Origin of the sequence: Bacillus cereus (assembly GCF_007678085.1) — a bacterium.
Taxonomy (GTDB): Bacteria; Bacillota; Bacilli; order Bacillales; family Bacillaceae_G; genus Bacillus_A; species Bacillus_A cereus_BE.
Map to the genome: position 1 here is coordinate 365771 of NZ_VEDW01000002.1, position 20924 is coordinate 386694.

The window sequence follows — 20924 nt, forward strand, 5'->3', positions numbered from 1 at the left end:
TTAACCACTATATGTTTTTTATTATATTAAAATGTATAATTAATTTAATACTATTAAAGTGGTGATAAATATGACTAGCAACTTTTCATTTTTTTGCGGGAAATGGGATGTACTTGCTAACTTGGGAGAGACAGCGGAGAGAAACGTATATCATGACCCACATACAACATTAATGAAGCTTCGTTTGTTTGGAGAGACACTGACGAAGTTTATTTTAGCATCTGAAAATATTCGAGAAGTATTTGGTACAACGCAAGTAGACCGTATTAATACTTTGCGTAGAGAAGGTTTATTAGAGCCTGAGTTAATTGATATGTTTGAGACGCTTCGTCGTAAAGGGAATCATGCTGTACATGAAGCGGGTTATGGTAAGACGGAAGAAGCAAAGCTATTGGTGCGTTTAGCATTTCGTTTGTCTGTTTGGTTTATGGAAGTGTATGGTGATTGGGATTTTCAAGAACCAGAGTATATAGAGCCAGAACAGGAAGAAGCGATTGATTCTATAAAACTCCAACAAGAATATGAAGAGAAATTCAAAAAGCTTGAAGAAGAGCTAGAAAAAGCTCGTAAACAAGCTGAAGATGAATCAACAGATGTAAAAGTCGAGCGTAAAAAGATATCTAAAAACTTTATTCGTCGTCATCAATTAACAGAAGCAGAAACGCGTACAATCATTGATGAAAAACTACGCTCTGCAGGGTGGGAAGCGGATACGACAACGCTTAACCATCATAAAAATGGTACGCTTCCAGAAAAAAATCGTAACAGGGCAATAGCTGAATGGAAGGTTGATGGTGGCAGAGTTGATTATGCACTGTTTATTGGATTAAAGCTTGTTGGCTTTATCGAAGCAAAAGCGGAGAAAAAAACCATTCCTGGCGCGCTAGAAAGTCAAACGAAAACATATGCAAAACATGTGATTCAGCATGAGGATGAGGTTATTATACCAACAACTGGTGAATACAAGGTTCCGTTTTTATATGCAACAAATGGACGTCCATATTTAAGACAGCTTCAAGAAGAATCAGGGATATGGTTTTGGGATTCACGAAAACCATTACAACATGCTCGTCCACTAGAAGGTTGGCATTCACCTGATGATTTACTACTTCTTCTTAGCCAGGATGACCAAGATGCAAACAAACGACTAGCGGAAGAGAAAATTACAAAGTTTGGTTTGCGTCACTATCAACAAAGTGCAGTTCTTGCGGCTGAAGCTGGATTGAAGGAAGGACAACGGCGAATGTTAATTGCAATGGCAACAGGTACTGGGAAAACTCGTACAGCTATTGCACTCATGTATCGCTTAATTAAATCGAAGAAGTGTCGTCGTATTCTGTTTTTAGTAGACCGTAGTTCTTTGGGGAGACAAACAGAAGATGCTTTAAAGGATACAAAAATTGAAGGGTATTCATTTGCTGATATATATGATGTAAAGTCATTGGAAGATATGGCACCAGAAATTGAAACAAAAGTACATATTGCAACCGTGCAAGGAATGGTTAGAAGGTTGTTCTATAATGATAACGAACAGCTTCCGTCTGTTGGGCAATATGACTTTATTATCGTGGATGAAGCTCACCGTGGATATACGAGTGACCGTGAAATGTCAGAAGACGAGTTGCAGTTCCGTGACCAAAACGATTATATTAGCCAATATCGTCGTGTTATCGATTATTTTGATGCAGCATGTTTAGGGCTTACAGCAACACCAGCACTTCATACAACTGAAATCTTTGGGATGCCGATTTTTAAGTATTCCTATAGTGAAGCTGTTTTAGATGGATATTTAGTGGACCATGAACCGCCGTATTTATTTCAAACAGAGCTTTCAAAAGCAGGGATTACTTTTGAAAAAGATACGGAAGTAGAAGTGTATGACGTTGATAATGGTGAAGTTCAATTAGAAAAAATGGAAGATACCGTTCATTTTGAAGTTGAGCAATTTAATAGACGAGTGATTACAGAACCGTTTAACCGAGCTGTATTAACAAAGCTTGCAGAATACATTGACCCAACTGGGAAAGAAAAGACGCTTATCTTTGCAGCAACAGACCAACACGCGGATTTAATAGTACGTTTATTAAAAGAAGCATTCCAAGAGTTTGGGGATGAAGTAGAAGATGATGCGATTGTTAAAATTACAGGCTCTATTTACAAACCATTGGATGCAATTAAACGTTTTAAAAATGAACGATTGCCAAATGTAGTGGTAACAGTAGATTTATTAACAACAGGTATTGATGTTCCATCCATTACAAACTTAGTATTTTTACGACGTGTACAATCTCGTATTTTATATGACCAAATGCTTGGTCGTGCAACACGTCTTTGTCCTGATATTGGAAAAACACATTTTAACATTTATGATGTGGTTGGTATTTATGACAAGCTTCAAAGTTATACAGAAATGAAGCCCGTTGTAAAAAAACAAAATTACAGTATCGGAGAACTGCAGAATGCGTTGATAAACTCTGAGACAGAAGAAGAAGCAACTTTTTATCGAGACCAATTAGTTGCCAAAATTCAGCGTCGTAAGCAACGTCTAGATGAAGAAGGAAAACAAAAGTTTGAAGAACTTTCAAATGGAAAAAGTGTCGATGAGTGGGCAAAAGATATGCAATCTTACACACCGCAAGATGCAAAACAACAAACAATGTTGTTTGAATATATGGAAATGTATCGAACAAAGGGAGAAAAGCGATATATTTCTAGTGAAGAAGATGCGGTAACAGATGTTATTCGGGGCTACGGAGAAGGAAATAGTCGTCCTGAAGATTATTTAGATGGATTCGTGCGGTTTATCCAAGAAAACATAAATGAAATTCCTGCACTCCATCTTGTGTGTACAAGACCAAAAGATTTAACAAGACAAGATTTACGAGAGTTAATAACAATTTTAGAAACAAAAGGCTTTAAGCAATCTCACTTACAAACAGCGTGGAAACAAACAAAAAACGAAGAGATTGCAGCGGATATTATTAGCTTCATTCGTCAAGCAGCTTTAGGTGAGGCGCTTGTTGACCATGAATCTCGAATTAAGCAAGCTATGCAGAAAGTATATTCACTTCATAATTGGACGCCAAGGCAGAAGAAATGGCTAGAGCGTATTGAAAAACAGCTACTTCAGGTACCCGTTCTTGCACCGACACCAGAAGATGCATTTTCAGAAGAACCATTTCGCAGTCATGGTGGATACAATTTGTTGAAAAGGGAGTTTGGAGAGCTTATTGACAACATTGTCTATACAATAAACGAGAATTTGTATGTTAGTTGAGGAGAATATTTTAAGCCAATTACGTAAAATTAATTGATTAAAATGTTTGAATCCACACAAGAAGTGGTACAGTGAGGAAAGGGAGGTTTAGTAATTTGATAAAATGGGAAGAAGTAACAGGGAAGAACTTTGAACTTTTTATGTACTATACAATGGGGAGATATAATTTTAAGAACAGAGAATGGCATGGAGAAGGTGGAAGTGATAAGGGGAGAGATATAGTAGCATTTACTTATGAGGAACTTCCATTTAAATTAGGTTATGAACGGAAATGGATTGTTCAATGTAAAAAGAGAAAAAGCGCTCCTAACATAACAGAAATATCGAACGACTTAATCACTGCCTCCCAACATAAACCTGATTTTTGGGTTCTGGCGATTACTCTTAATCCAACATCAAATTTTATTGACAATATACATAATATTGCTAAGCAGTATTTACAGGGGGCTAAGCATCGTATCATTACATTAGCTGAAATTGAAGAGATGTGCCATGAAAACCCTGATTTAGTTAATGTGCTATATTACGGAACTCTTAAGAAAGAGGGGGATGAATAATGTTTAATATCAGATTTGATTCTAAAACTGAAACAGTACAATTAGTGTACCCAAACGAGAAAATAGAAATTTTAGCAGATAACGCACCTACCGAGCCAGTTTTATCACCTGACAATACAAAAGCCGTTTACATTTCTCCGCTGGAATGGGAAGTGTTTGGAAGTGTATATTTAGTAAATTTAGAGGATGGTACACAAGAAGTAATAGTTGAACCTGAAAATTCCTATATTCCTAAGAATGTAATTTGGTATGATAATGACCATATATTGGTTATTATTGGATATGGTCAAGGGACGGTTTCCGTAGGAGGTAATATATTTGCTGTAAATGTTAAGACGAAAGTAAAGACACAAATTACAAAATATGAAAACGATGTTCAAGTTACAGACTTATTTATTGAAGGTGAACACTTAAAATACATTGGTATTAAGTATATTGATGAAATGCTAAATGAATCTAGAATTTATGAAAATACTATGTCTTTAAAGAGTATAAAATTTAAAATGCTGTTTTAGTTAATTTTTTACTATTTATTATTTTCTTATTGAAGTAGTGTCTAAAAAATAGCACGTGAAACAGCGTGCTATTTTTTGATATGATGGGATAGCTACATTTTATAATTTGGTCGGAAGGTGAAAATAAAATGAACAACCAAGAAATCGTTCAAAAGTTATGGAATTTATGTAATGTACTACGTGATGACGGGATTACATATCAACAATACGTAACAGAGTTAACATATTTGCTGTTCTTAAAAATGATGAAGGAACAAGGAACTGAAGGGGTTATCCCAGAAGAATATCGCTGGGATGATTTATTAGAGCAAGAAGGTACAGATTTGAAAAAATTTTATCAGCGTTTATTACTTGACCTAGGAAATAGCTCCAATGAAAAACTTAGTCAAATTTATAGTGATGCTACAACGAGTATTGCGGAACCAAAAAATCTAGAAAAAATTATCAAATCTATTGATGCACTTGATTGGTACAATGCTAAAGAAGAAGGTTTAGGAAATCTATATGAGGGCTTATTAGAGAAAAACTCAAGTGAACAAAAATCAGGAGCAGGACAATACTTCACCCCTCGTGTACTAATTGATGTTATGGTTCAATTAATAGAACCGAGGCCTGGCGAGCGTTGTAGTGACCCTGCTGCAGGAACATTTGGTTTTATGATTGCAGCAGACCGATATTTAAAGAATAAAACAGATGATTATTTTGATTTAGACCCACAAGAGGTAGAGTTCCAGAAGAAAGAGGCTTTTACAGGAATGGAGCTCGTAAAAGAGACACATCGTCTTGCATTAATGAACGCTTTATTACATGATATGGAAGGGCGCCTAGAGCAAGGAGATAGTTTATCGAGCAACGGAAAATGGATGAAGAATTTTGATGTTATTTTAACAAATCCTCCGTTTGGTACAAAAAGAGGTGGAGAACGCGCAACTCGTGACGATTTAACATTTGAAACGTCAAACAAACAGTTAAACTTCTTACAGTTAATTTATAATGCATTGAAAGATAATGGAGAAGCACGTGCGGCGGCTGTTTTACCCGATAATGTTTTATCTGATGATGGTGTTGGTGTACAAATTCGTCGTGATTTGATGAATAAGTGTAATTTGCATACTATTTTACGTCTGCCGACGGGTATTTTCTATGCACCAGGTGTTAAAACGAATGTTTTATTCTTTACAAGAGAAAAAACAGACCAAGATAACACGAAGAAAGTATGGGTATATGACCTACGTACAAATATGCCTTCATTCGGTAAAAGGAATCCTTTAACAGAGGCACATTTTGAAGGTTTTATTAAAGCATATCAGGCAGAGGACCGTTCAAAAGTAGAAGATGAGCGTTGGAACGTATTTGCACGAGAAGAAATTGCAAAAAAAGATGACCGTTTAGATATAGGATTAATTGCAGATGAATCGTTATCTGTATATGAAAATTTACCAGACCCAATTGACTCCGCAGAAGAAGTGATTTCAAAACTTCAACAAGCGATGGACTTATTGAATGAAGTTGTGGAAGAGTTGCGAGCAGTGGAAGAGGATGAGGTGGTCACGCAATGAGTAAGAAAAAACAGACCATCGAGGAATTGGTAGAAGAAGCATTAATATCAGAAGAAGAACAACCGTATGTGGTGCCAGTGAATTGGATTTGGACGAAATTGGGTTCTGTATTTGAACCAGGAAAGGAACAGATACAACCTACGGGGAATGAAAAATACATTGGTTTAGAGCATTTAAATAAAGGAGGAGGGATTTTAGAGGTAGGTAATACAGAGGGTGTGAAAAGTAAAAAAGTCGTTTTTAAAACAAATGATGTATTGTACGGAAAATTACGTCCGTATCTAAATAAGCATGCTCACGTAGATTTTGAAGGTGTAGCATCAACTGATATACTTGTATATCGTAATAAAAATATACTGACTAATAAGTTGTTGAATATGTATCTTGATTTACCTCATGTTTTGCAGTATGCCAATGAAAATAGTAATGGAATAAATCTACCTAGGGTTTCACCAAAGAGTATGGATGTTTTGTCATTTCCTCTACCACCATTAAATGAACAAAAACGTATTGTTGAGAAGGCGGAGCGTCTTTTAAATAAAATTGAAGAAGCAAAGCAGTTAATTGAGGAAGCGAAGGAAACGTTTGAGCTTCGTCGAGCAGCTATTTTGGATAAGGCGTTTCGTGGGGAATTGACGAGGAAATGGAGAAGAGAGAACAGTAAAACAGATGGTGTATTTGATTATCTTTCATCTTTAAAAAATATTACCAACTTTAAGGGAGATGGTGACGTTTTAGAACCTTATAGTTTACCATTTGGATGGAAGTGGTCAAGAATAGGTGACTTGTTTCATGTTCAAGTTGGAACTACACCGAGTAGAAAGAATGAAGCATATTGGGAAGGTCAATATCCTTGGTTAAGTTCAGGAGAAGTACAATTCAACAATATAAATGAATCTAGGGAATGCGTTACGGATTTAGCAGTTAAAGAACGTAAATTAAAATTAGCCCCGAAAGGGTCAATATTATTTGGAATGATTGGGGAAGGGAAAACAAGAGGACAAGTTGCATTACTAAATATAGATGCTTTTCATAACCAAAACATTGCCTCTATTTGGGTTTCGGAAACGAAAATCAATAGTTTTTACGTGTATCATTGGCTAATGTCGCAATATATGAAGAATCGCCAAAATAGTGCTGGTAGTAATCAACCTGCCTATAATAAGTCTAGAGTACAAAATCTGTTAATTCCAATTCCTCCATTAGATGAAGTCGATGTTATTGTAAATGAACTAGAGAAATTATTGGGACTGGAAAAAGAAATTAATATTTTGTTATCTTTAGAAGGAAAAATTAGTGATATAAAACAATCCATTTTCTCCAAAGCCTTCCGAGGTGAACTTGGAACAAATGACCCAAGCGAAGAAAATGCAATTGAACTGTTAAAAGAAATTCTACAAGAACAAGTGAAATGATTTTATGAAGACATCCAATTCAATTTGGGTGTCTTTTCTTTTTCTTTTGTTTTCAAGCAAACGGTTTGCCGTTTTAATAATGTGGACTTCCAGTGTTGTCCTACAAGTGTAGCCTCATACATTGTATATATAGGAATTTCTTAATATTTGTTTTTATTTGTGAACGAAATATTTTTATTTAAGAATAAAATCCCTTTTTATGGTAAATAATGCTAATGGAGATGAAAGGGTGATTTTATTGAAAGAGCAAGAAGAGTTGCAGATTGAATCAATTCAATATGTGTACGATAAGGAATTTGAGGAGCAATGGAAAGCGTACTATTTTAGCTTGGTTAAGAAAGAGCTACATCAATTGATGGAGGATGTCGCGCAGCATGAAAAAAACGGTGATATATGTTCGTAGGTCACTAAGTGAAAAGAAGCAAAAGACTTCCATTTCTTATCAAATTAATACGTGTAAAGAATATGCAAGGAAGCAAGGATGGATGATTCATGAGGTATTTAATGAAGGAGAGGTGTCTGCGCGAAGTTCCGAGCTAGAGGAACGAAAAGAGATGTGGCGTTTAATGAACGAAATTAGAAGTGGTTTTATCGAACGAGTTATTGTTTTTAAGCGTGACCGTATTTCTAGGCGGGCAGACCAATATATAGAGTTTGTGGAGCTGTTAAGAATCCATGATGTTTCTATGTATTTTTCAAGTGATAATGAACCGCAAATGTTTGATGGGGTTGTTGGTGATTTTATTGAATTATTATTTGGAGCTATATCAGAACATGAAGGTAATAATATCACTCAAAGGCTTATTCAAGCTCGGATTGCAAAAGTTCACGTAGGGGAATGGTCAGGTGGACGTAAGCCTAAATTTTATCACTTTGAAGAAGTGCAAGTTGAGGTGGAGATAGGTCAAGAGAAAGAAAAGACAGAAAAGAAATTAGCAATTACGGAAAAAAGCAGAAAGGTAATCCATGACATATATGAGTATTTTGTGGAGGGAGATTTCGAAACGATTAAAGTGGCAAATCAAAGGCTTAGACAAAGAGGAGAAATATTTGAAGGTATCGATTTAGCTGAATTTATTCCGAAAGAGCTACACAAAGGTTGGGTGACAGCGAACTATGAAGGCGTGTTAATAAGAAGCAAAAAAGTGAACGAGCGATTAATAGCAGTAGATGATGCTCTTTGGAGCAAAGCGAATGAGAAGTTGAAACAAATGAAAGATGTATTCATTCAAAAAGAAGTAGTGACGGTGAAACCAAAATTAGAAGGTCTATTGTTTTGTAAAATATGTAGCAAACCAGTTCTGGTTAAGAATGGATATTATCATTGTTCTAAGCACAACCAATGTTTACGGATAAAAGTAGAATTGTTGGATAACGAGATTATAAAAACAGTTCATTCTCGAATGGTGACGCATGTAGCAGAGCGTAAGGATGAAATTACTGCTTATGTAACAAAAGAACTTATTATGCCGTTAACAGAGAGGGTCAGGCAGTATGAAATTGATTTAGAAAATTCTCAGAAGAAGTTGCAGCAAGTCACGAGTTTGCGAATAGAAAAACCTTCACAACATAGAACAAAAGAAGAAGAAATTCTTAAAACATATGTCGACGAATATAAGAAATGTTATGGTCAGTTAAAGGCAACAAGGGTGAAGTTAGAGATAAACTGTGAAAAAATTAAAATAGCATTAAATAAAATGTTACCAATTCCAACGCTACAATCATTGTCCAATTACAAACAGAAAGAATTGATACGTTTTTTTGTCAAACGAATCTTACTAAATAAGGATTACAAAATAGGAATTGAGTTTAAAAGTATGATAAAAAAATAAAGAGGAGGAAATTGAGTGTCTCAAAAAGAGATGAACATCGAGGAACGGCTACTTAATGCAAAAAAAATTGGGATATATCAGCGTGTCTCAAAAGAGCATCAAGAACACACACGTCAAAACGAAGTCATTTCACAGTATTTAAAAAATGTTGAGAACGTTGAGATACAGGATTTTAAAGATACTATGTCTGCCACAAAAAAGTCTTTTTCAAAACGCCCCCAGCTAAAGGAGTTACTACAAGCCGTAAAAGAAGAGGATATTGATGCTATTGTTGTATCGGATTATGACAGACTCTCTCGTCAACCTAAAGAACATGATGTTCTCCGTAAATTATTTCAACAATTAAATATTCCTGTTATTATTGCTTCAAAAAATCAACTGTATACTGCTGATGATATTATTCGAAATATTATTGAAGTAGGGTTAAGTAAACTTGAAACTGATAATATGTCGGCTCGTATTCGCCACTCGTTAAAAGAAAAAATGAAAAATGGGAGATGGCGAGGAGGTGTAGTTCCGTATGGTTTTGTTGTAGAAGAGTCAGGGGATGAGAAAATTTTGGTTGCTGTAGAACCAGAAATGAAAATTGTACAGGAAATTTTTGATTGGTACAGCACAAGTGGAACGTTTAATAGTGTCGCAAAGAAACTAAATAAAGTATATGGCGGATATGAATCTAAACATAAAGAAAAAAAGAAATGGACAGCGAACAAGGTAAAGTATATTGTGACGAACCCGATTTATATGGGGGTGTATGCTTACCATCGCTTTAATTCAGTAGGAGGGTATGCATTTAAGGAGAGAAAGGAATGGAAGGAAGTCGAGGAGACAAGTATTATCATGAATTCTCCCATTCCCAAAGAGCAATGGGAACGATGCTGGCATAAATACAATAAATTAAAGTCGAGTGCTCCAAAGTTTGTGAATACATCATTTTATTTTAAAGGGATTTTGAGATGTATGTGTTCTATATGCAATGGAGCATATTTTCGTACAAAAGACCAACGTAGCAAAGGAAGAGGCGATAGATGGTATATTAGTCAGTGTAAAAGAAAAGTGCGTGCTACTAAAGTGGATGAAGAATTTGATAAATATTGGGAATGGTTATGTGATAAAAGTCATAGGTTGTTTCAGGAGGAAATGAAGCAACTTTTGCTGAAGGAACTAGATACAATGCAGGTCGCAAAGAACGATAAAGATATTATGTATACTCAAAAACTGGAGTTGTTAAAAAAATTGAAGTTGGAACTTCAGAAAATCAATAAGGATATGGACATTGGAGAGAAAGAATTTATTGAATGTGAAAATGACCTATGGATAGCGTTGATTGTGACAAAACAGCAAATCGAAGAACAAATTTCACAATTAAAGGGAGAAATAAAACGGTTAACTTTTACGATTGAAAAGCTTGAAAATATTATGAATGAAGAAAATGGGAAAACATTTGATTCTACTTTGCTTTCAAAAAAGTTTGAAGACCATGCGGATAAACGTTCAATCGTATTAATGGTTGTGAAAGAATGTAAATATGTCATTGATGAGAACGATACGGCTAAATTTGAGTTTGTTTTTAACTTACCGTTTAATAATTATCTACAAATGTAACACACTACGTAAATGAAAAAAATGAAATGTTGAAATTAATATTGTTAAAATGATAATGTGCAATTAAAAACACACACATTCTTTATGGAGGTTGCAGAAAGAGTGTCTGCTTTGAGGAAGTAATGTAGAATTTTATCTACATACGGAAGTAAAAGGAAGTTAACCATCTATATATATAGTAGGTGATTAGCTTCCTTTTCTCTTTTAAATATTTACTTACAACTACCATCCACGACTTATATCGTGATGACCAATGTCGACTCTTATAGCTTCACTGCGACTTCCTTTTTTCCATACCACACAATAAATATCGAATTGGCTGCTTGGAGGAAAGCCTTGGAAGAAGCTACTTTCAACCACTAAAAATTTACTATCCAGTTCTTTATTAAAACCTCTGTTTTCTAAATCATGCATTTTTAATTTGCTACCTGATTCAGGAGATAGGGTATACATACCTGAATCCACAGTTTTACCATTTTTCGAATAGCGACCAACACGGTAACAGATTTCATCCGTATTCTCTTTTTCCCATTCTTTTTGTTTCTCCATTTGTTCCCATTCTGCTTTGCGTTTTTGTGCTTCCTCTTCTTCTTTCTTTTTTTCTAATTCTTCTGCTTCTCTTTCTTCTTGTGATAGTCTGTAAGAACTGTCATCGCTGCAACCAGTTAGAACAGTAAATAGACTCATAAAACCAATCAAAAGTAGTAACTTTTTCAATAGAATCGCCCCTTTTGTTTATCATTTGGAATGTGTTTATTGAAAAGCTTGAAAATATTATGAATGAAAAAATGGGAAAACGTTTGCTTCCACTTTGCTTCCAAATGAGTTTGTTTTTAACTTACCGTTTAATAATTATCTACGAATGTAACAAACTATGTAAATGAAAAAAGTAAAATGTTGAAATTAATATTGTTAAAATGATAATGTGAAATTTAAAGAAGAAAGATTCTGAAGGGGGGGAGAATCTTTCTTCTTTTTTGGCTGGATTTGCATAACATAAATAATGATTTTTCCTTTTTAATCAAAAATTTAAAGGGGAAAAAAGAAATAAAGTTAAATTAAATGAAATTAAAATTGGAAATGGTTTGTACATATAGAAAACAATTAATTTGAATATAGTTCGGTTGGGATTTTTTTATTATACGTAAATATTCTATTCGACAAAACGAAATAAATAGTAGTTTATTTCACTAGGGAAAATGGTATTTTATTTTTTAGATATCCTTATTGTGTCGGTGATTTGTACAAGTTCCTGTTTAGTGTCGGTTATTTGCTACAATCTCTATAGAGATTGTAGCAAATAACCGACTGATAAAGTCCTTGATACAGCTGAGACCTTACGTGGCATAAGGTCTCAGCTTATTGGTGTTAATTATGAATATTTAGACAATACGTGCACTTGCTTTTGTCGGTTTTTCGTTCCACTGTCGATAGTTTGTCGGTTATTTGTTCGTTAATTAATCAATATTGCTTCGTCAATGTTATATAAGGAATGTTGATTAATTAATGTTGTTATAGGATTTTTTTGAATTCAATGGCAGTCCAAAGTAATTTATCAAGGTTTGTTTCATATAATCACAGCAGGACTAACTTTCTAGGGAGGATAATGATGGGGCGAACATTTAATACGGAAGAAGCTTTGAAAATTCTTAAAGACTGCTATATTACGGATTCTGTTCAAACTTTGCGAAAATGGATACGAGAGGGGAAAATTATTGCAACAGGTTCCCCGTTTAAACAAGAGGGATACACTATTAAGGAAGAAGATTTAAAGTCGTTTATTGAAGAAGAGCGGCCAGGATTTTTAGATATTTTAAAGGTTTATCATCAAGTTAATGATAAGATTCCGCTGGGGATTACGTTAATAATCAACCGAAGTGAACCAGAGTTGGTTACTTTAATTGAGGCTCCTGAGGAAGAAATGGAAGAGAAAGCTTTATGGGAAACTAACTCTAATGAATTAGGGACAATCCTTGAGATGCTTTCGGAACTTGAGCTGCAGATGCAAGAATTAAAGGGGATTGTAGAGAAAGGGAAAAACGAAGTTAGTGAAGATAAGGAACTTAAAAAGTTGGTAGATATAAAAATCGAGCAGATAAAAAATGAAATAACTAATGATGTTATGGAGGAGTTAAACAGCCAAGTGAGTGTAGTGAGTTCTACAATAAATAAAGAGGGGAATTTAGGAAGGCATGGTAAGAAATCAGAAGAAGAGTTTATTGCGTTTTTAAGGAAAGATTGTTGGAATCCTCGTCCAGAACTTGGGAAGTTGAAAGGAAATATGAACAAAAGATTTAAAGAAGAAGCTAAAAAGTGTTATTCGCTCTTTTATAATGAGGCTGGTCTGTTCCGTGATGGAGAGTTGTTTAATGAAACTGAAAAGAAATTAGAGCATAAAATAGTAGTAAACAACCAAGAGATAGTGATTAAGGCGGAGAATAGGAAGGGATTAATGGAGCAATATTTTGAACTTGCTTTTTTACCTATGATGCAAAATGGAGAAGTGAAACTAGAGAATGATTTATTTCCGATATGGGATGATGAAGAAAATGATGGGGATATAGAAATTTTAGATTTAGCTGATAAAATCAAATTGGATGTAGACAAAAAAGCGGATGTTTCTTAATCCGCTTTTTTATCGTAGTTTTTTGTGCATAAACCAATCTATAGATGTTTCTAAATTATGTATAAGGAACTCGGCAGCTTCTGCATCGATTTCTTGGAGGAGTTTTATTTGTTGTATCGCTCGATTGAGGCGAGAAGAGGTTTCATCATTTGTCTCAAAGTTAAGTGGGAGTAAAGCAAGTTCTTCTTGTAACCTTTGAAGTAATGTAAAGTTAATATTCTCCGTTTTTCCTGTTTCTAATTGGCTTAAGTAGCTTGGTGATATATCTAAAACCTTAGCGAATTCGTTTAAACCAAATCCTTTTTGAATACGAAGCTCCCTTATTTTTTCACCTATGTTTCTTAATATATTATTTCCCTCCTTTTTGTTTGTGCTTAAAGCAGATATTTCGCTATGGGGTTGATAAATCCCTTCGGATTATTGATGAAATATTAGGAGTCATTCGTAGTTTATTCTAATAATTTGGTATTTAAAAATTATTCTATGTTATGATTATGGTAATAAATTACCAAGGGTGACTGGCTATGAATGATATTGTTAGTGAGAAATTAATTGAAGTTGTAGAACCGCAGTATAATAAAAAAGTTTCGAATCATCAATTATTAACGGGGGCCTATATTCCTCCGATTGATAGGTTGAAAATTATTTCTCCAAGTGAATTTGAAGAACTAGTAGAAGAATGGTTGTGGGGTTATCTCAATAAAAAGCATGAAAAAGTAGTACGTGTAGCAGGGGCTGGTGATAAGGGAAGAGATGTTATTGCTTATGAGAAGTATTCTAAAGATAAAGATGCAGTTTGGGATAATTATCAATGTAAGCATTATAATGCTCCTCTCACTCCTGCAGAAATGTGGGTTGAATTTGGAAAGCTTTGTTACTACACATATAAAGGAGTATATACCATTCCGAGAAGGTATTACTTCGTTTCCCCTCATGGAGTAGGAGGTAAATTGTTTGATTTTATAAGTAAGCCAGATACTTTGAGGACTGAACTAATTAAAGAATGGGATGACAAATGTTTAAAAAAAATTACAAAAGTAGAAGAGGTACCCTTAACAGGAGATTTCAAAATATATGTTGAAAACTTTGATTTTTCAATTGTTGATACCATTAATCCTGGCGAATTAATTTCCCAGTATCAGCAGACTATTTATTTCCCATTTAGATTTGGTGGAGGGCTTAAAAAATTGCCTAGCCGTCCAAGTAAAGCACCTGATGAAATTAAACAAGAAGAATTACTTTATGTTAAAAAATTATTTAATGCTTATGCGCATCATAAAAAAAAGAAAATAGATAGTATTGATGATTTAAAGCAATATAGGACTTTAATGGGTCATTTTAATAGACAAAGAATTTGTTTTTATCAGGCAGAAGCATTGAAAGTTTTTGAAAGAGATACCATTCCAGAAGGAATAAATGCGTTTGATGAGGTGAAAGACCAGGTTTATCATGGAATTATTGATACTGTGTATTCTAATCATGAAGATGGTTTTTCAAGGGTTAAAGCAGTAACGGATAAAGCAATGAGCATTGTTATTAGTTCAGATAATATTTTTAGCGATATTATTAATGTGAAGGATAAGAGTGGTATATGTCATCATTTAGCAAATGAAGAAAAATATTTAGAGGAAGAAATAACATGGGTGATAGATGATGAATAAATTTTATTCTAATAGAAATATAAAAATTTTTAACACTTCTATGGAAATGGGATTAAGGGCTTTAATAATACTAGATGAATTATCACAAGAACCGATTGATTTGAATAGATTAATTATTTATGACTATCTTATAACACATGGTAATGATTTTGATGAAAGGATTGAAAGTCTACATCCATCTGTCCCCCACCGTTCTGGTGAACTTGTTATTAAAAGGAAAGTTATGCAAGAGGGGATAGATTTAATGTATTCAAGAGAGCTCTTAGATGTAGAGTATACAAGTTGTGGTATCTTTTATAAATCTAATCCGTTGAGCTCGTTTTTTATTAATTATTTGGAATCTGAATATGCATTGGATTTGATTGAACTTACTAAAGTGGTGGTTCAAAGATTTAAACATCTTTCAGATGAGGAATTAAATTTATATATAAAAAGAAATATACCTAAATGGGGTAGTGAATTTACTAAAGAATCACTAGTAAGGGGGATTTTCAGTGAGTGAAATAGGCTTTTATATACGTAAGCTTATTGTGATTGGCAATGGTGTGGAAAGCGCTTCTGTAGATTTTAAGAAGGGATTAAATGTCATATCTGGACCATCTGATATAGGGAAATCCTATATTTTTGAATGTATCAATTACATGTTGGGTTCAACAGCTAAGCCTAAAAAAATAGCTGTAGGATATTCTTCTATTTTAATGGAGCTCATATTGTATACTGGAGAAATCTATACTCTTAAAAGAGATTTTGGAAAAGAAGAGGTTGAGGTTTACCAAGGCTCTAGTGAGTCAATACAAGAGAGTTCTGTAAGTATCTTGAGCTGTAAACATGATAAGGATAAGAAAGATAATTTATCTGCTTTTTTACTTGATAAATCCAGTTATAAGCATCCTAGTTATGTTAGAAAAAATCAAAAAGGTGAAACTCGTACTTTGAGCTTTAGAGATTTATCGATGTACATAGCTATAAGTGAAGATAAAATAATAAAAAAGCAATCCCCTATTTTATCTGGTCAATATACTTCGGCAACTGTAGAGAAATCTATATTCAAATTGCTTATATCTGAATTTGATGATAGTAAGGACAAGGATGCTTCAAATACCAGCGGCTTATCGATAAAGAAATTAGAGGGGCAAATAGAGCTGTTAGAACGATTGATAAATAAAGAAGAAATTGAACTGTTAGAGTTGGAGTTAACAAGAGAAGGGGGGGGCAATGAGTTTATAGTAGCTAATAAAATGGCAGATATTGAATTGGAGATTGAAAGGGTAAATGAGGAAATTAAAAATCAAACTAGTATTAGAAGAGAATTATGGAATGAAATAGAAAAAGATAAGTCGAAAAGTATTGCTGTTTTAGAATTAGTGAAGAGATTCAAGCTTTTAAAAGAACATTATGATGTTGATTTAAAAAGATTGAATTTTATTATTGAGGGAAATCATTACCTTTCTCAATTGAATGTTTCTTTATGTCCATATTGCGGTAGGAATTTGGACAGTGGCAAATGTCTTGACAGTCATTGTACATTCGATAATCCTGTAGAAGAGGTATTTGTTTCGATAGAAGCTGAAATAAATAAAATAAAACGACAATTATTAGATTTGAATTCAACAATTGAACAATCAAAAATTGAATACAGTGAATTACTTAGCACAATCGAAGAAAATCAAGTAGAGTATAATAAAATAAATAGTAGGATAAAAGAATTCTTAGAGCCTCAGGAAACAAATTTAAAGGAATTGTTGAATGTTTATATTCAAGAAAAAGAATTATTAACAAGGTATAATTTGATTCAGTTGAAAATAGAGGGATTAAATAATGAAAAATCATTAATAGAAACTAAACTTCACACAAAAACTACGCCTAAAGTAAAAGAAAAAGAAGAGAATGAAGGCACGATATTAAGTTTGTATAATGATTTTTGTGAATTTGTGTCAACTACTTTGAAGGATTGGAAATTTTCTGTGAATACCGATGTGACCTTTAAGGACGGTATTTTTTATGTTGATTCTAAAGCAACTGAGGACTATGGAAAAGGATATCGAGCTATTATTTACAGTGCTTTTGCAATTTCTTTAATGCGGTTCTGTAAAAGTAATGCTAAACCTCATCCAGGATTTGTTGTTCTTGATTCGCCGTTAACTACATATAAAGGTAAAAAGTCTGTAGAAGATGTCAAGGGAGATATTCAAAATGCGTTTTTCGAAGATTTAGTGTCTTTATCCGATAATATGCAAGTTATCGTTCTTGAAAATAAAGAACCTAGTGACGAAGTGAAAGAAAAAATTCATTATATAGAATTTACGAAAGATATTAATTATGGTAGATATGGCTTTTTTCCTGAAATTACGAGTGAATAAGCGGTCGTAAAAATAAAAAAGGCATCAGTATGATGTCCTTTTTATTTTTATGCTCAACTTTTTAAAAATAGGATTAAGAAGTATTAAATTCCTTGCATATAATTACAGAACAAAATTGCTTTTAAACTATGACGCAGTCTTGTACCATGAAGTTTCTTTCTTGATAGCAATATGGTGTATAAAGCATATCAATAGAAGTGCTATGGTTCCAATTGGAAAAGTAAGCGGATTTTGAAAAGCCATATGCCACATGTTGTTTTATATGCATCTGTACGTGCTCTTTTTCTTTACCAAATACCGAGTATGAACATAAATTTGTATTCTTACTACAAAATACAGGTTTTGGCATGCCCATTCCAAAGGGTTCTAGAGTGTGTAAATCATGAAACATGGTTATAGGAAAAGACTCAATAGGTATGGCTCCAACATACCAGTTAACGGGTATAGATACTTTTTGTTTCATGGCGGCTAATTGAATAGCATAACGAAATAGTTCAATTTGGTTGTCGTCTGGAGTGATGGAAAATCCAGCAGCCATTGTGTGTCCGCCGAATTTCTTTAAATACTCTCCGCATGCTGTAATACATTCAATAATAGAAAAACCACTACTTTGTAAACTCCTAGCCGAACCTGTTCCATCATTTGCGATAACGATTGCTGGCTTTTTGTAATGATTCACAATACGTGAAGCGAGAATTCCGATAATACCTTTATGAAAATCACCTTTTACAACAATAACAGGGGATAAATAAAGGCGTTCATTTTGAATAATTTCTATTGCGGACTTAAAGTGTTCGATTGTAATTGTTTTTCGTTTTTCATTTAAAGAGATAAGTTCTTTAATTTGCTGTGTGGTTGCTTCAGTACATTGAAGAATCGATGCGGCAAGGTTTGGGTCACCAATACGACCGCATGCATTAAAAATGGGCCCAATCAAAAATCCAATCGTCGAACTATCGATATTTTTTGTTTTTAGTGTATCCAGTAATATTCGAAAAGCTTTCCGCGGTTGTTGTTGTAGTTTTCGAAGTCCATAATAGCAAAAAACTCGATTTTCATCTTTTAATGGCATCATATCTGCGATAGTTCCTAGCGTAACAATATCTAAAAACTGTTCTGTTTCTTTAATCCAATCTCTATTCAAGGTGATATAGATTGCTTGTACTAGTTTTAAAGCAACCCCTGCTCCGCAAAGATTAGGAAACGGATAGGTGTTGTCCTTGCGTTTTGGATTTAGAAATGCTAAACAATCGGGTCGGTCATTTAATACTTCATGATGGTCAGTGACAATGACATCAACTCCTTTTTCTTTTGCAGCTCGTAATGCATCGTGAGCGCTTGAACCATTATCTACAGTGATGATTAAAGAGACGTTTTTAGGTAATTGCTCAACAGTATTCACTGATAGTCCGTAACCTTCCGAGCGAAGGGGAAGCTGAGTGGTAACATTTGCGCCGAGTTCTTGCAATGCCAAATAGAGAATAGTTGCAGCTGTAATGCCATCGCAATCATAGTCTCCAAAAATATGAATGCTTTCTTTTCGATAGATAGCTTGTAAGGTACGTGTCACAGCAGGCTTCATTTCATCCATAAGAAAAGGATTATACATGTTTGTTAGTTTTGGATAAATTAAAGCATCTAGTTTCTCAAAGTTAGAAAATCCTTGATTGTATAGGTGTTGTGTTAATAAAGGGTGTAATTGAAATTGAGCTGAAAGGTATCTAATATCAGCGTACTTTGGATGATGTTGTAATGGAATTCTTGAAACCCAGTGCATAAAAGAGCCTCCTTTGTTTGGTCATTATCTTTATTGTTGGTTATTTTTGTGATTTTATTCATGAATAAGAACAAAATGTTTTTATTTGAGAATAAAAGGTTAAATATTCCACATACTACACTCAAATGAAGAGAGTGAAAGGATGATGGATACGTAGAAAATGTTGCATGTAGCTAGCTTCATAGAAATACAGTTCAACAAAGAAGGTGATAGCATTGCAACTTTATGCAGTATATGTTCGGGTATCTACAGACCGAGATGAGCAAGTGTCTTCTGTTGAGAACCAAGTGGATATATGTAGAAATTGGTTAGAAAGAAACGGATTTATTTGGGATGAAAGTTGTGTATATAAAGACGAAGGGATTAGTGGAACGTTGTTTATTGACCGTCCTGCCATACAATTGATATTAGAAAAAGCAAAGCAAAAGAAAATTGATACGGTTATCTTTAAATCCATTTCTCGATTAGCTCGTGATTTAAAAGATTCACTTGAAATACGAGAAGTTTTTTTGGCGCATGGTGTTCGGATTATTTCAGTTGAAGAAGGATATGATTCGAATAAAGCAGGGAAAAATGACATGGCATTTGAGTTATGGTCATTGTTTTCCGCTCAATATAGTCGAACATTATCTTCTAGTATCAGTGCTGCCTTAGCAGCGAAGGTAAGGCGCGGAGAGCATATTGGAAAAGTACCGTATGGGTATGACCGTGTTGAGCAAAAATTGGTAATTAAAGATGAAGAAGCTCAGGTTGTTCGTCAAATTTATAAATGGTACAACGATGGATGGGGATTTAAGAAGATTTCAAATGAGCTAAATAATCTAGGTATTAAGCCGAAAAATAATAATGTGTGGCAGCTTACGTCCGTACAGAGGTTAATTCGTAATACGATTTATAAAGGGATGTTTATTTTAAATCAATATACGAATGTGAAAGTTGGAGGGAAAAAGAAGCAAATTAGAAATCCGCCAGAGAAGTGGTTAATTTTTGAGGACCATCATCCTGCTATTGTTGATAAAGAAATATGGGATGAAGCTAACAGGGAACAAGCTCAATCGAGAAAAGTACGCATTACACCTTGGAATGAATTTCGCTATTTGGCAAAATGTTCAGAATGTGGTTCGAATATGGTTATTGTTCAATCGCACCGAAAGAAGAAAAATGGAGAACGGACAGAGTGGAAATATTTGAAGTGTTCTCAATATCGACGTGCAGGACGGCATGGTTGTGTGAACCATATACCTATTCAGTATGGAGATTTTCGAGAGTTTATCCTTAACTTGCTAATGAAGAAGGGAGAATCTGTTTTGCTGAACCTTAGACCGAATGTGGAGAATGAACAAGTTAGGAAAGAGAAGAAGTTAAAGCAGATATTAAAGCAAAATGAACAACGTACAAAGAATCTATTGGAATTGTATTTAGATGGCTTAATTAAAAAGAACGAATTTGAAAAGAAACGAAAAGAGATTGAGGAAGTCGTGGTGAAAACAACAAACGAATTGTTTCTTATAAATAAAGCTGAAACCGTACAAACAAATATAAAAACGATTAAAGAAGCGTTTGAAGAATTGAAGAATCAAAATCAAGATTTGTTGGATGTTTTTCAAACGTTAATTGAAGAAATTGTAATTCATCCTGATGGAACAGTTGATATTGCATATACGTTTGAAGAACCTAGATGAAATATCTCACCTAGGCGCTATGGAATTATTTGATTAATTGTAATGGTTGAAAGCTAGT

The 20924-nt window shown here is 34.0% G+C and carries 16 protein-coding genes; 13 read left to right on the top strand and 3 right to left on the bottom strand.

Annotated features, from left to right (window positions below):
- Positions 1 to 70: 70 nt before the first annotated feature.
- The 8 genes from hsdR to FS742_RS11065 all read left to right on the top strand — a co-directional run bounded on the left by hsdR (position 71) and on the right by FS742_RS11065 (position 10760).
- Positions 71 to 3277, top strand: a complete 3207-nt coding sequence (gene hsdR / locus FS742_RS11035) for a type I restriction-modification system endonuclease (protein ID WP_144612337.1) — start codon at positions 71 to 73, stop codon at positions 3275 to 3277.
- Between the two features lie 95 nt (positions 3278 to 3372).
- Positions 3373 to 3834 (top strand): restriction endonuclease, encoded by a 462-nt coding sequence (locus tag FS742_RS11040; protein WP_260869653.1) that lies wholly within the window; start codon positions 3373 to 3375, stop codon positions 3832 to 3834.
- Positions 3834 to 4349, top strand: coding sequence for a DUF4652 domain-containing protein (locus FS742_RS11045; RefSeq protein WP_144612338.1), 516 nt, complete (start codon positions 3834 to 3836; stop codon positions 4347 to 4349). Before FS742_RS11040 ends, FS742_RS11045 begins: the two co-directional genes overlap by 1 nt.
- Before the next feature lie 128 nt (positions 4350 to 4477).
- On the top strand, positions 4478 to 5908 hold the full coding sequence (locus FS742_RS11050; protein WP_144612339.1) for a class I SAM-dependent DNA methyltransferase: 1431 nt from the start codon (positions 4478 to 4480) through the stop codon (positions 5906 to 5908).
- Complete coding sequence (locus tag FS742_RS11055) at positions 5905 to 7323, top strand: restriction endonuclease subunit S (protein ID WP_144612340.1); 1419 nt, start codon at positions 5905 to 5907, stop codon at positions 7321 to 7323. Before FS742_RS11050 ends, FS742_RS11055 begins: the two co-directional genes overlap by 4 nt.
- A 229-nt stretch (positions 7324 to 7552) precedes the next feature.
- Positions 7553 to 7726, top strand: coding sequence for a hypothetical protein (locus FS742_RS27560; RefSeq protein WP_222124843.1), 174 nt, complete (start codon positions 7553 to 7555; stop codon positions 7724 to 7726).
- A complete protein-coding gene (locus FS742_RS11060; protein ID WP_186327168.1) occupies positions 7698 to 9155 on the top strand; it encodes a recombinase family protein in 1458 nt (485 codons plus the stop codon). Before FS742_RS27560 ends, FS742_RS11060 begins: the two co-directional genes overlap by 29 nt.
- Before the next feature lie 15 nt (positions 9156 to 9170).
- A complete protein-coding gene (locus FS742_RS11065) occupies positions 9171 to 10760 on the top strand; it encodes a recombinase family protein (RefSeq protein ID WP_144612342.1) in 1590 nt (529 codons plus the stop codon).
- Between the two features lie 222 nt (positions 10761 to 10982).
- On the opposite strand, the gene FS742_RS11070 is transcribed toward FS742_RS11065, so the two are convergent.
- The gene (locus FS742_RS11070) at positions 10983 to 11477 is read right to left on the bottom strand and encodes a hypothetical protein (protein WP_144612343.1); all 495 of its coding nucleotides are present in this window, start codon (positions 11475 to 11477) and stop codon (positions 10983 to 10985) included.
- 817 nt (positions 11478 to 12294) lie between these two features.
- On the opposite strand from FS742_RS11070, the gene FS742_RS11075 reads away from it, so the two are divergent.
- The gene (locus FS742_RS11075; RefSeq protein WP_144612344.1) at positions 12295 to 13386 is read left to right on the top strand and encodes a helix-turn-helix domain-containing protein; all 1092 of its coding nucleotides are present in this window, start codon (positions 12295 to 12297) and stop codon (positions 13384 to 13386) included.
- A 9-nt stretch (positions 13387 to 13395) separates the two neighbouring features.
- Here FS742_RS11075 and FS742_RS28265 read toward each other — a convergent pair whose 3' ends face one another.
- The gene (locus FS742_RS28265; RefSeq protein ID WP_144612920.1) at positions 13396 to 13794 is read right to left on the bottom strand and encodes a helix-turn-helix domain-containing protein; all 399 of its coding nucleotides are present in this window, start codon (positions 13792 to 13794) and stop codon (positions 13396 to 13398) included.
- A 116-nt stretch (positions 13795 to 13910) separates the two neighbouring features.
- Between FS742_RS28265 and FS742_RS11085 the strand changes: the two genes are divergently transcribed.
- Genes FS742_RS11085 through FS742_RS11095 form a run of 3 tightly spaced genes read left to right on the top strand, consistent with a single transcriptional unit; the run spans position 13911 to position 17407 of the window.
- The gene (locus tag FS742_RS11085) at positions 13911 to 15047 is read left to right on the top strand and encodes an ABC-three component system protein (protein ID WP_144612345.1); all 1137 of its coding nucleotides are present in this window, start codon (positions 13911 to 13913) and stop codon (positions 15045 to 15047) included.
- Entirely contained in the window at positions 15040 to 15549 is a 510-nt protein-coding gene (locus FS742_RS11090) for an ABC-three component system middle component 2 (protein ID WP_144612346.1), read from the top strand. Before FS742_RS11085 ends, FS742_RS11090 begins: the two co-directional genes overlap by 8 nt.
- Positions 15542 to 17407: an AAA family ATPase gene (locus FS742_RS11095; protein ID WP_144612347.1), complete on the top strand. Its 1866-nt coding sequence runs from the start codon at positions 15542 to 15544 to the stop codon at positions 17405 to 17407. Before FS742_RS11090 ends, FS742_RS11095 begins: the two co-directional genes overlap by 8 nt.
- Before the next feature lie 121 nt (positions 17408 to 17528).
- Here FS742_RS11095 and recJ read toward each other — a convergent pair whose 3' ends face one another.
- Positions 17529 to 19184: a single-stranded-DNA-specific exonuclease RecJ gene (gene recJ / locus FS742_RS11100; protein ID WP_144612348.1), complete on the bottom strand. Its 1656-nt coding sequence runs from the start codon at positions 19182 to 19184 to the stop codon at positions 17529 to 17531.
- A gap of 215 nt (positions 19185 to 19399) precedes the next feature.
- Here recJ and FS742_RS11105 point away from each other — a divergent pair, with 215 nt between their 5' ends.
- Positions 19400 to 20866, top strand: a complete 1467-nt coding sequence (locus tag FS742_RS11105) for a recombinase family protein (RefSeq protein ID WP_144612349.1) — start codon at positions 19400 to 19402, stop codon at positions 20864 to 20866.
- The last annotated feature ends 58 nt before the right edge of the window (positions 20867 to 20924 follow it).

Bases quoted from the DNA above. Each gene is read 5' to 3' on its own strand.
- hsdR (WP_144612337.1), top strand. From the start codon at position 71: ATGACTAGCAACTTTTCATTTTTTTGCGGGAAATGGGATGTACTTGCT.
- FS742_RS11045 (WP_144612338.1), top strand. From the start codon at position 3,834: ATGTTTAATATCAGATTTGATTCTAAAACTGAAACAGTACAATTAGTG.
- FS742_RS11050 (WP_144612339.1), top strand. From the start codon at position 4,478: ATGAACAACCAAGAAATCGTTCAAAAGTTATGGAATTTATGTAATGTA.
- FS742_RS11055 (WP_144612340.1), top strand. From the start codon at position 5,905: ATGAGTAAGAAAAAACAGACCATCGAGGAATTGGTAGAAGAAGCATTA.
- FS742_RS11060 (WP_186327168.1), top strand. From the start codon at position 7,698: ATGAAAAAAACGGTGATATATGTTCGTAGGTCACTAAGTGAAAAGAAG.
- FS742_RS11075 (WP_144612344.1), top strand. From the start codon at position 12,295: ATGGCAGTCCAAAGTAATTTATCAAGGTTTGTTTCATATAATCACAGC.
- FS742_RS11085 (WP_144612345.1), top strand. From the start codon at position 13,911: ATGAATGATATTGTTAGTGAGAAATTAATTGAAGTTGTAGAACCGCAG.
- FS742_RS11090 (WP_144612346.1), top strand. From the start codon at position 15,040: ATGAATAAATTTTATTCTAATAGAAATATAAAAATTTTTAACACTTCT.
- recJ (WP_144612348.1), bottom strand. From the start codon at position 19,184: ATGCACTGGGTTTCAAGAATTCCATTACAACATCATCCAAAGTACGCT.